The organism is Ensifer sp. D2-11 (assembly GCF_054161295.1).
In genome coordinates, this window is the sequence record NZ_CP096434.1 from 1,088,003 (window position 1) to 1,100,798 (window position 12,796).

At 59.8% G+C, this 12,796-nt stretch carries 12 protein-coding genes and 3 pseudogenes; 8 read left to right on the top strand and 7 right to left on the bottom strand.

Features of this window, described 5'->3' with window-relative positions:
* The first annotated feature begins 580 nt into the window (after window positions 1-580).
* Window positions 581-952, top strand: coding sequence for a lysozyme inhibitor LprI family protein (locus M1D34_RS22180; protein WP_498784332.1), 372 nt, complete (start codon window positions 581-583; stop codon window positions 950-952).
* A gap of 344 nt (window positions 953-1,296) precedes the next feature.
* On the opposite strand, the gene M1D34_RS22185 is transcribed toward M1D34_RS22180, so the two are convergent.
* The 3 genes from M1D34_RS22185 to M1D34_RS22195 form a co-directional block, all read right to left on the bottom strand.
* On the bottom strand, window positions 1,297-1,863 hold the full coding sequence (locus tag M1D34_RS22185; RefSeq protein WP_498782080.1) for a transcription termination/antitermination NusG family protein: 567 nt from the start codon (window positions 1,861-1,863) through the stop codon (window positions 1,297-1,299).
* Window positions 1,864-1,903: 40 nt separating this feature from the next.
* Window positions 1,904-2,242, bottom strand: a complete 339-nt coding sequence (locus M1D34_RS22190; RefSeq protein WP_498784333.1) for a GcrA family cell cycle regulator — start codon at window positions 2,240-2,242, stop codon at window positions 1,904-1,906.
* 2,026 nt (window positions 2,243-4,268) lie between these two features.
* Window positions 4,269-4,361 (bottom strand): putative metallopeptidase, encoded by a 93-nt coding sequence (locus M1D34_RS22195; protein ID WP_498784335.1) that lies wholly within the window; start codon window positions 4,359-4,361, stop codon window positions 4,269-4,271.
* A gap of 124 nt (window positions 4,362-4,485) precedes the next feature.
* On the opposite strand from M1D34_RS22195, the gene M1D34_RS22200 reads away from it, so the two are divergent.
* The 3 genes from M1D34_RS22200 to ligD all read left to right on the top strand — a co-directional run bounded on the left by M1D34_RS22200 (window position 4,486) and on the right by ligD (window position 7,609).
* Window positions 4,486-4,758 carry a hypothetical protein gene (locus M1D34_RS22200; protein WP_498782082.1) on the top strand — a complete coding sequence of 91 codons (273 nt, stop codon included), beginning with the start codon at window positions 4,486-4,488 and terminating at the stop codon, window positions 4,756-4,758.
* A gap of 221 nt (window positions 4,759-4,979) precedes the next feature.
* A complete protein-coding gene (locus M1D34_RS22205; RefSeq protein ID WP_498782083.1) occupies window positions 4,980-5,222 on the top strand; it encodes a hypothetical protein in 243 nt (80 codons plus the stop codon).
* A gap of 500 nt (window positions 5,223-5,722) precedes the next feature.
* The gene (gene ligD / locus M1D34_RS22210) at window positions 5,723-7,609 is read left to right on the top strand and encodes a DNA ligase D (RefSeq protein WP_498782085.1); all 1,887 of its coding nucleotides are present in this window, start codon (window positions 5,723-5,725) and stop codon (window positions 7,607-7,609) included.
* Window positions 7,610-8,473: 864 nt separating this feature from the next.
* Here the strand turns inward: ligD and bla are convergent.
* Entirely contained in the window at window positions 8,474-9,478 is a 1,005-nt protein-coding gene (gene bla / locus M1D34_RS22215; RefSeq protein ID WP_498782087.1) for a class A beta-lactamase, read from the bottom strand.
* A 104-nt stretch (window positions 9,479-9,582) separates the two neighbouring features.
* Between bla and M1D34_RS22220 the strand changes: the two genes are divergently transcribed.
* Entirely contained in the window at window positions 9,583-10,515 is a 933-nt protein-coding gene (locus tag M1D34_RS22220) for a LysR family transcriptional regulator (protein WP_498782089.1), read from the top strand.
* A 12-nt stretch (window positions 10,516-10,527) separates the two neighbouring features.
* Here the strand turns inward: M1D34_RS22220 and M1D34_RS22225 are convergent, their stop codons facing one another.
* Both M1D34_RS22225 and M1D34_RS22230 read right to left on the bottom strand, forming a co-directional pair.
* Window positions 10,528-10,815, bottom strand: coding sequence for a hypothetical protein (locus M1D34_RS22225; protein WP_498782091.1), 288 nt, complete (start codon window positions 10,813-10,815; stop codon window positions 10,528-10,530).
* Window positions 10,816-11,194: 379 nt separating this feature from the next.
* Window positions 11,195-11,411 (bottom strand): annotated as a pseudogene (locus tag M1D34_RS22230) (head morphogenesis protein); the annotation flags it as partial.
* A 56-nt stretch (window positions 11,412-11,467) separates the two neighbouring features.
* On the opposite strand from M1D34_RS22230, the gene M1D34_RS22235 reads away from it, so the two are divergent.
* Together M1D34_RS22235 and M1D34_RS22240 are read left to right on the top strand one after the other, a co-directional pair.
* Complete coding sequence (locus tag M1D34_RS22235; protein ID WP_498782093.1) at window positions 11,468-11,611, top strand: hypothetical protein; 144 nt, start codon at window positions 11,468-11,470, stop codon at window positions 11,609-11,611.
* A gap of 110 nt (window positions 11,612-11,721) precedes the next feature.
* Window positions 11,722-11,937: a hypothetical protein gene (locus M1D34_RS22240; protein ID WP_498782095.1), complete on the top strand. Its 216-nt coding sequence runs from the start codon at window positions 11,722-11,724 to the stop codon at window positions 11,935-11,937.
* Here the strand turns inward: M1D34_RS22240 and M1D34_RS22245 are convergent.
* A pseudogene (locus tag M1D34_RS22245) lies at window positions 11,934-12,293 on the bottom strand (hypothetical protein). The gene M1D34_RS22240 and the pseudogene M1D34_RS22245 sit on opposite strands and share 4 nt — an antisense overlap.
* Before the next feature lie 98 nt (window positions 12,294-12,391).
* Between M1D34_RS22245 and M1D34_RS22250 the strand changes: the two are divergent.
* Window positions 12,392-12,794: pseudogene (locus M1D34_RS22250) on the top strand (capsular polysaccharide export protein, LipB/KpsS family); the annotation flags it as partial.
* Window positions 12,795-12,796: the final 2 nt, after the last annotated feature.

Consider the following 12,796-nt stretch of genomic DNA (forward strand, 5'->3'; position numbering starts at 1 on the left):
GAGCAAGGCGGGCTCGTGAAAGGAAAGGCGAACACCCTACCGCATAGGCGGCGGTCATTCGGTCGCGCTTACCCGCTTGGCCACGAACCGGCTGGAGTTGCTGTGCCCGCCTTCCCGATCTCGTGAGGCATTGCCTCGAATTTCTCACATTCGAAACTGCTAATGATGCATGGACAAAGCCGGCATTGCCTTCCTCGTGCTCATCTGCATCCTGGTCGCCCTCGTGGTGAGCATCTTGGCATTTGTCCAGTATGAGGTGCCACCGGATGTACCAGAGGTTATTCCTCAGACGCCCCAAGATGAACCAGCTCGTCCCGGAGCCACGCGGCTTACCAGTTGCCCTGCCTGCCGAATTGTTGCCCGGCATCCAACCGGGCGGCGATCCCAATCAGGGGGCTACTCCCGAATTGCTTCCGATATACGGGGGTCGGATCGCGTCCGCTTTTGTGCGGATGCATCCATCTCTCCAGCAGGAGGGGGACAGATTTGGCCACTTGATTTGACTAAACTGACGCGCGAACCTCTCGCCCCCGTCACCATCGGTGGCTGGTACAACACTGTCGAACGCGAGGAGATTGCAATGCGCACCTTATTGATCCCGGCCGTCGTGATGCTTGTCAGCTCGTTTGGAACTGTTGCCGTTGCAGCCGAAGGCGGCGAGGCGCTCGCTATGGCTGACAAGGAACTGAATTCGACGTTCAAGGAGATCGAGGCTCGCATTGGCGATGACGCCGAAACCAAAGAGCTTCTTGTCTCCGCCCAAAGATCGTGGATTTCATTCCGCGACAATGAGTGTGCATTCCAGACATCAGCTAGCGCCGACGGTAGCGCTTACCCTATGCTCGTCGCCGCCTGCAGAACCGAGTTGACGACGGATAGAACGAAGGCACTTAAGGCGTACCTCAATTGCCAGGAGGGAGATCTCTCCTGCCCGGTACCTTCTGGCCAATAACTGACATTTTCCAGCAGCAGTACCGGGCAAAGGCAACAAAAAGGCCGGGCAGCTGAACTGGCCCCGGCCTCTGTCTTTTCGCTCTCAAAACTCGTGCCAGTACATCCGTGGTCACAAGTCGAAAGCAATGCGCGATTGCCGGCGTCTAAACCCCCACGCCGACAAATGCGCTTATGCAATCTTTATAGAGGGCGGAGGTTTTCTGAACAAGTTGTCCGTTGGGAGTATGCGCTGCCAGAATTTCGGGCGCATTTCTTCTACCGCCTATCTCGGCGGTGGACCGGCGGGTGTTCCCTCAACAGAGGTCCGCAACTGAACAGCCACAACAGATCACTTGAGGAAACCTATACAGCTTTGCGCAGCTTTTCAACCTCCACGTCAGGCGTAAGACCGTTCAGTTCACTGACAATTTTCTGCACTCGCTCTTTTATCTGCAAGATTAGAGAATCTATAACTCTCTCCGCCTGGTGGACCATGGAGACGCGCGCTTTCCGGCCTTTCGGAAGGATCTTTCGGAGCTGTCCGCGGAGATGCTGGATTTGCTCGTGGCGCTCGTTCTCCTTCCGGCAGTGCTGCTCGTAAAGGAAGGCCTGCCGGCGCTCGTGTTCGGCGAAGTACAGGGCCTCGATGGTCCCATCGGGGAACTCGAGCGGCCCATAGTTGGCGCCGCGCAGGAAGCACACGACACCGTCGACGCGGCGGAGCTCCTCGAAATTCAACCTCTGCAAGTTCACGAAGGCATAGCCGACCAGGCACGGGAAACGCTTCTGGAGGATTTGTTTCGTCCGGTGATGCCTCAACTCGGTGTAGAACGACGGCATGAAGATGTCGAAGCCATCCTTGCGGCAGTTTCGCTCGATTATGGATTCCATGCGCCGGCTTTCCGGCAGGCGCTCGTCGACGGCCGCCATGCGCTGATAGCCGGGCGCAACGCGAACCAACGTGATCCCTTCATGCTTGTCCCCTCTTCGTAATGCGCTGGCTTGCTATTGCTCTGGATTGATGGTGTTGGCAGTATTTCCCGGGAGCCTTGGCTGCACAGAATAGGAACGGGCTGCCGTCATTGATGGGCCAAATGCACTCGCCGCGAATCAAATCTACGAGGCGTTTGGCATGTGGCAGTCGCTCTAGGTCGTACTTGTGGGGAGGGATGATTACGGAATCGGGCCTGTGCTCGCGCATTGCAGTCTTGTCCTTCCGCGGAGCTCTCTTGCTCTCGTGCGGTCGGCAATTGCGAGCTCGCGGCTTCAACGGGAACAACGCGCGATTTCCAAATGCGATCCCAACCATGCTGTGACGGCTGACGCCGGAGCGCTTGGCAATCTGCCCGACGGAGACATCATCCCCCAAAGCTTGCGGCAACTTCGACGGCGACGGTGCGCATTGCGTCGCCACGATTGGCTCGAGGTCAACGCCAAGTTCAGATGCAATGTCTTTCTGCCGTTAGAGTACTTTGCGCGCCATCGCCTTGTGACGATTGGTGCCCCCCGCCCCAGCGTGGATCACCCACTCGTCACCTCGGGCGAGGTCTTCGAGCGGAGATTTATCCCATCCTCGAGCGACCCTGGCGGCGCCGTGCCCACAGAACTTGAAAGCCGCCAGGAGGAGAAGCGCTCCACGTGCTGTCCTCGTCGCGCAATGCGCGCAACTCCGTCACCGGCGAGATCAGATGTTAACCCGCGGAGAGCTCGCTTGCCGCCCTCGATTTCGCTATAGGCGCGCCGTCCATGACAATGAGCGCGAGTTGCCCTGCCAACCTGCCTCTCCCCGCGACGTCTTACGCGCTGTGATGGCCCGGCCGTGGCCTGCCATGCAGCAGCCGGCCCGCCAGGGTCATAGCAAGTGAAATGAGCGTACCAGGCGCAGGCGCGTCAGCGCCGAAGCCAGTTCGCGCGCAACGTGACCGGTTAACAGCGCAGCCGCAGGAGGCTTAGCATTAGCGCCGGCCAAAGGGCGGAAGCCGGGACCGACTGTGCCCGGCAAGTTGCTCCGCGCTTCCGAGTTCATTTGACTGGCCTTTGCGTCCAATTGAGCGCTGCTTGAAATAGCTATGAACAGCCGTGAACATGGCGCCAACCCCACCTCCGGATGGCCGTGTCATCGGGCACGATGCAAGTTCGTTATAACGTCTCGACATTGTTACCCCGGTGCCCCCAATCGGTGCAGGAAGTGCTGCATCCTTGGATCGTTCGATCATTCTCGCTGAGTGGAGCACGTTCCAATGCCTGGAAGGCATACCACGTACCCGGACACCACGTCTTCAAAATGCGCGAACGAGACGCCTGCCCCTGAAGCGGCTCCATCAGCAATGGCCATGTCTTACCTCCGCCCGCCGCGCCGCCACGGATGGCAATCTCTGCTGACGACCCAGTAGCACGCTGTCTCCGGGCCCTGCTGCGGGCGAATGATCGTTGGGCGTCCTGTCCTTGCTCAGCTCCTGGCATTTTCGGGCAGCTGGAGGATCGTGACGGGCGATAATGGCGCCGACAAGTCCTCCACATTTCTCCCGTCAGTTCGCGGCAGTTGGTACTAGCGCCGCCGACTTCCTCGGCAGCCTGCTTCAGGAGTGAGGATGCCAGCACCATCTTGCCTGGTTCTCTGCCTTCTCTACTGGAGGCGCGCAGCCGATGGTTGATGGCGTTGGTCGCCGCGTCCTCATGAAGGTCTTGCAGCTCCCTCGAACAGGAGGTGGAACAAAATCTTTCGCCCTGCCGGCTTTCGGATCGTATGCCCTACTACCTGATGACGAGGTCGAATTCTGCCCGACTGATACCGCAACGATTTCCGGGCTATCAAAACAAGCAAGAGCCTGCACAACGATCTGAATATTTTGGAATTGGCCATGGTTCTATGAAGGCACGTTCCCGCCACATCGCCGTGTTAAAGCCACCACGTCCGATGGAGGCGATAGTGGACGATCGCGAGATAGAACGGCGAGCAAAGATACTCTGGACCCAAGAGAACCCCAGTCGACCGTGGCTTGCGGTCGCACAGCGGTTGCAAGTGGGTGAAGACCTCTCAACAGGAGCGACAGAAGAGGATCGGGAGCGCTATCGGCAACGAGTGCGCGCCGGCGAATGATTTTCACGCCATCTTGAGCTGACAGGTCCCGCAAGCATGAGCGATATGAGCCTTGGCGATCTCAGGCGGCCGGTTGGCGACATCGGCAATCGGCGAGTGCCGCCCGCGTCTGCGCGATAGCGACGAAGAGCACCAACGAACTCTTCTACCCGGTGAAGACCGCCCGGCTGGTGAACCCTGCTAAACTTGGGCGCGCCGAATGCATTCGTCTCTGCACGGCCTGGTAGAACTGGTGCTAGACCAGCGCTATGAACTCGGCATTCCCGCACTGACGGCAGTATTCGGCGTCCAGCGTGATGATGAAATCGGGGGCGAAGCCAATATGCATCTCCGCATGGGCACTGGACCACGCCCATGGCACCTTGAGGTGAGCCGATTCCGCACTGCCCGATAATGATCCGCAACAAACTGCGGCGAGGGCGACCCGTCGAAGGCCCGTCGGAGCCGTTGTTGTGTACTCCACGGTCGATGATCCCGATGGAAGTTACGCCACTGGTCAAGTGATCCGTCTTGCTGCCGAAGAGCTCTATTTCGTTTGCCTCGACGGAAACGAGGTGACGCTGCCTCTCGAGCTCGCACCCATCGGCGAGATGCTGGAGACCACCGAAGAAGAGTACAAGCTCTGGCGATTCTTCTACACGATCGAGGAAAGGGACAAGTGGATCGAATGGCTGGATGCGCCATCTAAGCCGCGGGTCATCTCGCTCGTGAAGCCGACCAAGTAACAGCTTAGAAACCTGTGACCTCTGCTTATAGGCGGCGAGCCACCGGGCTGCTCTACACCTACGCTGAACGCAGATTATCCTTGTTTTCGTGGGCTTCCGCTTGGGCGTCGGATCGGGGTGGATGGAGATGGCGATGCGGTAGGCCATTACACGCTCTCCCCGTTGCGCGGAACCTTACCGATTGCGGTTGGTTGAGACCGCGACACGAAAGGAATACGACGATGGGTGATCCCAAAGACGGCAAACTCACCGAACAGCAGACGCCATCCCGGCGGGCGGCAATGCCACCGGAGATGGATTTCGAACCCGTTCCGTTGCCGGATCAAGCGGCCGAACCCGGCACCAAAGACGCCGATGCTCCTCCGGCACGAAGCGGCCAGTCCAAAAAGCGGGAGAAGCGGACGGAAGGTGCCGGCAATGACGAACCCGTGCATCACACTGGCCGGGTTCCGCCGAAGGTTTGAGCCTGCGGCCATCGTCCGTTTCCCTCTCTCGGCATGCGGATGGGAATTCAGTGAGAACGGCAATCGTTTTGTCCAGAGGGGCCACACGCGGCGTGCATCAATTCTCGTCGCGAGTTGGCCTCGACTTCTGGCGTTTCGCCATCTTCAGCGGCTTCCGGATCGAATAAACTTAACAATATTGCCGTCGCTCACATGGCCGCCCTTCGGTCGGCGACTGACCTCATAGCACATGCAAATGTCACCAGCGCACTAACGGGATGCGATCGTATCGGCTCGCAGACAAGCGATTTGGCCTTGGAACCGATCAATGTCATGCTTCACGTCACAGCATCGATCGGCGGCTGCCGAAAACACGACCATCGGGCGACGTTGGTGATGATTCTCACACCCAAAGTGCGGAGCGCGCGCCTGAGAAAGACCGCTGCCCACACCCGAGGCGCGCCCAGGAACGAAATACCGTTCCGAGGGGTTGAATGGTGGTCCGAAAATGGAGGGCTATCTTGAGGCAGCGTGCCAAAGCCCTGCACCCCCGTGAAAGCGCCCCAAATGGTGCTCAGGGACGAAAAGCCGCGGTTGGCAGTCGACGGCCTGCGTCCCCCGTTGATCGTCTGGCAGATCTCGGCGCAACCCAATCCGCCTTCCCCGAATTCATTGAACCCTGCCACCCGACGCTGAAGAAGAGGCCGCCGGATGGCTCAGAGTGGGTTCATGAGATAAAGCTTGATGGCTATCGAGCGCAGTTGCACATTAATGGCGGCAAAATCACGATCTACACGCGGACCGGCCTGGATTGGACGAAGGAATTCAAGGCAGTCGCGACGGCTGCGGAGGACCTCGCCGGCCATGACGTGGTGATGGATGGAGAGGTCACTGTCTTCGGCAAGACCGGGCTTCCCGATTTTCAGGCACTTCGGCGAGAACTCGCGAAACGCTCGTCGCTGCACCTGACGTTTCAAGCGTTCGACCTGCTCTATCTGGACGGCTACGACCTCCGACGCGTGCCGCTGATCGAGCGCAAACGAGTGCTGCGCGACCTACTCGGGGCCGCGGCCGGCACCATCGCCTATGTCGACTATCTCGAACTCGAAGAGGGAGAGCCGGTCTACCTTCACGCCTGCAAGATGGGCCTGGAGGGAATTGTCTCGAAACGCAAGGATTCGCCCTACCGGTCGGGCCGGCAGGAAATCTGGACAAAGACGAAATGCACCAAGCGCGACGCCTTCCCGATCGTCGCCTTCGTCGAAAAGCTCGGAGCACACCCGCGCAGGATTGCCTCGCTTTATCTCGGACGCTGGCAGGGCGATCGCCTCGTCTATGCCGGCAAGGCCCAAACCGGCTACACCTTAACGACGGCCCGCGCGGTGCGAGAGCGGCTCAATCCCTTGATCATCGGCAAGAGCCCCCTCTCCCATCCGATCAACAAGCCCAAGGCGACCTGGGTCGAGCCGCAGGTCCACGCTGAGATCGACTATGGCGGGGTGACGGATGACGGCCTGCTGCGGGAGCCAGTGTTCAAAGGGTTGCAGGATGGGTCGCGGGATGCAGGAAAGCGCCGACCGACTGCTGCATCTGTGTCGATGCGAGTCCCGCGAGAGAACATATTGCAGTTGCTGCCGGAGGCCGTCGTGCCCTCGAAGGAGGAGCTTGCGGAGTACTGGACGCGCGTCGCCGATCGGGCCCTGCTTTTCCTCGGAGGCCGCCCGTTGAAGCTCGTAAGGCACATCCACGGCACCACCTTCTACCACAAGGGACCGCTGCCGCCGATCCCGCCCGAGGTCCGTCAGCTTCGCATCGAGAAACGAGAGGGCGGCGCCGGGGTTCGGCTGTGGGTCGACGACCTCGCCGGATTGCTGGGGCTTGTCGAGATCGGCGCGGTCGAACTGCATCCCTGGGCGGCGACCGTCGACGATATCGAACACGCCGACGCGCTGATCTTCGATCTCGATCCCGGCGAAGGCGTGTCGTGGGCGTTCGTCGTCGAAACCGCCTTGCGGCTGCGGGAATTCCTTGAGGCGGAGGGCTTCAAGACATGGCCAAAGCTCACCGGCGGCAAGGGCGTTCACCTCATGAGCCCTCTGCCTGCGAAGATGACCCATAACGCGGCGCATGCCTGTGCCAAACGCTTGGCGCAGCAGTTCGCCAGCACCGACCCGGATCGCTACGTCACGTCGGCACAGCTTTCGCACCGACCGGGCAAGCTTTTTCTCGACTACCTTAGGAACGGCCGCGGTACGACAGCCGTCGGCACTTACTCGCCGAGAGCACGCTCAGAATTCCCCGTCGCGGCTCCGGTTACCTGGCGCGACATCGAGCGCGGGATAAGACCGGATGCGTTTACCCTCACGCGTCCGCCTAAGCGTCGCAAAGTCTTGGCGAGTGCGAGCTGATCAATCTGAGGCATGCCATCACCGCCGACGTTCATCAATGGAGGCCGGACTACGGCGTCACCATCCGCAACCTCGATCCCCCCTTGCCGGCGACCCCGGACAAAAGCCGCTGCCTCGCGCCATGGACTGCCTTCTGCGCATATGAGGACACGAATCCTAAGAAGACGGCCCATTGGTTCGCGATCGGCGATACGCAGCGCCTCGCCTTCTTCGCTGGCCGGAGGCCATGGCAGGGCGCCCGCGGCTCCATGAAGAACCCGCGCCGGCGAGCACGAACTGTTCGCCTTTCTCACCTGCGAGGTCAACCCGCAGTCGTCAAGCCGCTCCACCCGAAAGCGATGCCCGTCATCCGGACCGAGCCTAAGAAAGTCGAGCCATGGCGATTGGAAGGATGCCAGAAGGCCGCAAAGGCCGTGTCTGGCCGAGTGGATGACACTCCTACCCGTGGAAGTCCGTCGGAGCCGTTGTTGTTTTTAGGCCAGAAAGCCCTGGAACAAAGCGGCGAGCGATGCGTTCTTGACAGCGCCGCGCATTTCTGCGGCACCAGGTCCCCCAACCTGTTCAGAGTGCCCGCCCCCGTCCCCAGGTGCGGGCACTCACTTTATGCGATGCCGCTATTTGCTGAAGATGCTCTGAAGATAGTCCATCAGCTTTTCGGTTCGGCTCCGAGAAAGGGCTACTCCTCGCCCTCCGGCAAGCCTCGAAATCCTGACGAAAGTCTCCATGCACCTCATATCCACCTAACCCTATGATGGCGAGTGCCGCTCTCACGCGTGCCTCGATCGGCCAGCTCCTATTTGCACGACCACTTCATTCACCGGCATGGATGCTCGTCAGTCGGGTTCGCCACTCCCGACGCCGCACCTACTTGTAAGCTGCCGTAATGGCTCTGGCCGCTGCTGCGATCGTGGCGGCACGCTCGTCTTTGCCAGCCCGTGACTCCGCAACAAATGCAGCTACGGCGATGTGACTGCTATCGGGGGCGGTCAGAATGCCGACATCGTTGGTCACGCCATTGACGCCGTTTCGGGTCTGGCTCGTTCCTGTCTTGTGTCCGATCGTCCAACCGGAAGGGACGCCGGCGCGCAAGCGATCAGGAAAAGTGATAGTCCCATTCATGACCTCCAGAAGATAAGCGGTCGAGGCCACGGACAGGAGTTGACCCGTCGCCAGTCTGTGCAGGAAGCCAACCATGTCCCGGGGCGTGGCAGTGTCGCGCGGATCCGTGAGGTACGCCTCGAAAGCGGCTAGGCGCTTTTCTTCGGGGATTTCCTTGCGGGCCTGTTCAAGGCGCTCCGGGAATACGAACTCTGGTATCCAGGTCAGCCCTTCGGTCTCGGTTTGGAGCTCTCGCTCCGTTCGATCGATTCTTATGTCCCGCAGCCCTGAAGAATCGAGAAATGCCTGTACCGCCTTTGTGCCTCCAAGGTGCGAAATCAGCACGTCGGTAGCCGCGCTATCACTTTCCACCACCGCACGCCGCACCAGGTCCCTGACATTGGTTTCGAAGGCGCCTTTTTCGGCGACGATGTCGGCTATCGGCTGGATGTTGACGCTCAGATCCTCGCGACGAATGGTGACACGGTCTTCCAAGGCGATGCGACCTTCGTCGACCGCCTGCATCACGGCGGCTGCGACCACCACCTTCATCACGCTCTGCAGTGAGAAGCGCTGCTCGCCATTCACACAAACTGGTTGCGAGGTTTCATCCTGCACGCAGATGCCGACTCGCCCGGGATGCGCGCTGGCGAGCGCAGCGAGGTCCGCCCGAAGGCGATCTGGGTCAACGAAACCGCCTGCAATCAACTGACTTGGCACAACACCTACGAGAATTGCGACCGCAGCGGTGAGGCTCACGTATTTTGACATATCTTCACCAGTTTGGAGGTTGCGCTCGAGACGGTTATTGCCACATCAGGCAAATTGAGCCAAATGATAGCTCCTCACCTCAACCTGAATGTAGTTCAGTTTGTATGGATTGGCGCAGGATCGATCTCAACCTTCTGAAGGTGCTGGCGGTTATGTTGGAAGAACGGAGCGTCGCACGCTCCGCCGACCGCCTGTTTGTGTCTCCTTCCGCCGTCAGTCACGCCCTCACCCGGCTGAGAAAGATGTTCTCGGACCCTTTGTTTGTCCGGTCGGGCGGAGGGATGCTGCCGACCGCGCGTGCGCAAAGCTTGCAGCGTTCACTGTCTCTTTTGACATTGGTATTGGACGCCGAGCTCGAAAAAGGGCGACCAAGTGCGCTGGAGGCGGCGTTCGAGCCAAGCGAGTCAATGCGCGACCTTCGGATCGTTTCCCCCGGGGCCTTGGAGGTTACACTGCTGCCAGTGCTGGCGAAGACATTGCGAGAACGAGCCCCACAGTGGTCGCTCACAATCGAACCGTTCGCACGGCGCTGCTACGAGACCGACCTTGCGACGGGCCGGGTAGACTTCGTCTTTTCTGTCGGAGGCACCACACCTATCGGGTCACTCGTCGATGGTGACATCTTGTGGGAGGATGAACTCGTTGTTCTGGTCGGCCCGCACTCATCACTCCATGGGGGTTCCGATCGGATCTCAACCGAGCTCTACTTGACGCAACAACATGTCTACCCGCTTCCTTGGCCGACGTCCCAGAACTACCTCGATATAGAACTGGCGCGGGCTGGGAAGCACCGCAAAATAGCTTTCTCTGTGCCGAGTTATGCCGCCGTGGGTCATGTGCTCGAGGCCACGGACCTTATAGCCTCAATGCCGGACCGCTCCGCTCGAGCGCTCATGCGCTACCATCCTGATCTGCGGCTCATTCGGCTTGCGCCTCCCAAACGATCACAGCTTTCCCTGCTCTGGGGCATTTCGGCCCTGCAGGACCCGGCAATCTCATGGGCGCGAAGCATAATCCAATGCGCCGCAGCCAACTAACGAGTTCTCGGACTAAGGGTGCGTGTATTTTTCGCGCAGCAGACTCGGCGTTTTGAACCGATGGGCGTTCATCAAATTCGTCAAATGACTCTGGGGTCGGGCCCCAGATCTCCCGATCGTATCGAAAGTCGCCGCTTTCATGCGTGAGCTGGGGCGAAATACCTGCGCGAGCCGGTGCGGTCGATCCATTCCGAACCGGCCGCCGTGCTTGTCCAGCGCCACAAGCACGGACGCGAGGTTGCTCTCGTTCACTTTGCCTTTTGCGGCAGAGCGAACCTGCTGAGCGGTGATGGCGCCCATTGGTTTCTCCTGATTGCGACTATGGGGTGTGGGATTACGACGGATGGGCTAATGGCCCTCAGCAGGCGTTAGGCGCTAAGTTCTTTCAGCCGTCTCGTACGAGGAGGAGGCGGTTAGAGGTCGGGCGCTTCGGGCGGCTGACCTCGCCGCGGGGCTGGCGCTCACACACAGGCGGTCAGGTCTGCCGCCGTTGAGGCGGCCAACCTTGCCGGCAAGGTGACCAGGTGGATTACGACTGGAGCGGCAAAAGAAGGCGTAGGATCAAAGCTTTAAAGCTGGCCGCGATGACCGTCGTTGGAACCGTGTTGACGGTCTTCCTATGGGAGGCATTGACCTGATCAAAGCCGGCGAAGCTACAGATGTGCGACGTGGGACTTGTATTGGTGCCGCCGGGGTTGAAGCCTCCTGCAGCGCGATCTTAAGCGCGGAGAATGCCTCCGGCTCGAATCTGCATGGCCTGACGGCGCCATTGACGTCGCCACGCTCCAGCCGCTCGACCACGCGCGCCATCACCACGAGCGGATTTTCCCGATCACCTCACGAAAGGCAGCGGCAAGCCTAGGTTCATAATTTGCGTGCAGTTCATCGAAGATCATTGCCATTCCATAGCACAATCCCAGGTACAAATTCCCCACCATCGAAAGGATCCTGTATGAACCGGAACGGCCTCTATCTCGTTATTGCCGCGCTTGTCGTGGTCACGATCGGGCTCAGCATTTACATCTATCGCGAGGAAACGAGGTCCGGCGTAGAGATCGAGATCGGCGAGGACGGCATCTCGGTCCAGGAGAACTAAGGCTTAGTCGGTAAATCGAGGAGACCCGCTTAATCCGCCCCTCTGCCTTGATCTTTCCATTATTAGCTTTCGTTAATACTCTCTCTGACCGGACCGCAGGGGAGCGACCAATGGAAGAATTTTTTCAGCCAGTTCTCGTCAGAAACGTCCGCCATTCGGATCTGGAGAGGCTTTGCAAGTCCGTGAAGACGTATGCGGGTTGCTACGTTCTCAAGGACCCTAGCGGCGAGGCGGAAACAGCTGGCCTCGATGCTCACTGCTGGTTTCCGTCACGCGACGACAGCATACTATTCCAGCTCCAATGGGCAGCGCCTGACGACGACTAAGAGGCAATCCGTCCCTGGAGGATGAAGACGCGTGATGCCGTCGTAGCTGTCCGGGCCGCCGTTGATAATTGCGTAGTCGGTCCATTGGCGGTGACGACGGCGCCGGTCGGCTCGATGGGGGAGACCCACCGCCGAGAAGTAAATCTGCATGTCGCCGGTCTTGATGACCGTGTCGTGGGTGTGGCGAGCCTCGTAGACCATCGGGACGAGCGTTGCTCGGTGCGAGGTCACCGTCGGCTCGCCGCCGTAAACCTGTCCGAAGGCGTCAGCCGCTTCACTGCGCCGGCCTGGCCCAAGCGCGAGATAAGCCGCTGCTTCGTACTGTAATCTCTCCATGAGCGGCCGCGAGTCCGCACCTCGCCTCGGCTGTAACAACGAACTTGCAACATCTGTAAAAAATCATAACGGCCGACATTCGCTTCTTGCTTGTTCAAGACACCGTGACCGAAGCGATGCCCTGACAAAAGCGAGGAATATTCCCGTCACCTTCATAGAGGTCAGCTTCCTTCGCCCCGTCCGGCCAAATGCAGCCGCACCCCCCCTCTCCCTGGCGCTCGACAGCAGAGCGCTTTATTTCGATTGCCGGTAGCCTTCCGACCACGAAGAACTGCTGAAGACCTATGACTTCGAAGCAGATGCGGCACTGCTGGCGCGAGCGCGCGTCGGCATCGCGCTTCTCGCCGAAAGCGGCACCAACAAATACAATGGCGCCGTTAACGGAAAGCCGAGGAGGTCTACGGCGAGAAGACGCGCGAGCGAGTCCTGGTCGTTGCCCAGGTGGAGGACGATGCTCGATTCGCTATGGCTGTGTCGGCTCCCTGACCAACAACGACCGGGTGCGGCTCGCCGCTTTCGAAGA

Excerpts from the sequence above, each read along its gene's own strand:
- M1D34_RS22180 (WP_498784332.1), top strand. The coding sequence starts at position 581 with ATGCGCACCTTATTGATCCCGGCCGTCGTGATGCTTGTCAGCTCGTTT.
- M1D34_RS22185 (WP_498782080.1), bottom strand. The coding sequence starts at position 1,863 with ATGGCGGCCGTCGACGAGCGCCTGCCGGAAAGCCGGCGCATGGAATCC.
- M1D34_RS22190 (WP_498784333.1), bottom strand. The coding sequence starts at position 2,242 with ATGGTTGGGATCGCATTTGGAAATCGCGCGTTGTTCCCGTTGAAGCCG.
- M1D34_RS22195 (WP_498784335.1), bottom strand. The coding sequence starts at position 4,361 with ATGCATATTGGCTTCGCCCCCGATTTCATCATCACGCTGGACGCCGAA.
- M1D34_RS22205 (WP_498782083.1), top strand. The coding sequence starts at position 4,980 with ATGGGTGATCCCAAAGACGGCAAACTCACCGAACAGCAGACGCCATCC.
- bla (WP_498782087.1), bottom strand. The coding sequence starts at position 9,478 with ATGTCAAAATACGTGAGCCTCACCGCTGCGGTCGCAATTCTCGTAGGT.
- M1D34_RS22220 (WP_498782089.1), top strand. The coding sequence starts at position 9,583 with ATGGATTGGCGCAGGATCGATCTCAACCTTCTGAAGGTGCTGGCGGTT.
- M1D34_RS22225 (WP_498782091.1), bottom strand. The coding sequence starts at position 10,815 with ATGGGCGCCATCACCGCTCAGCAGGTTCGCTCTGCCGCAAAAGGCAAA.
- M1D34_RS22235 (WP_498782093.1), top strand. The coding sequence starts at position 11,468 with ATGAACCGGAACGGCCTCTATCTCGTTATTGCCGCGCTTGTCGTGGTC.
- M1D34_RS22240 (WP_498782095.1), top strand. The coding sequence starts at position 11,722 with ATGGAAGAATTTTTTCAGCCAGTTCTCGTCAGAAACGTCCGCCATTCG.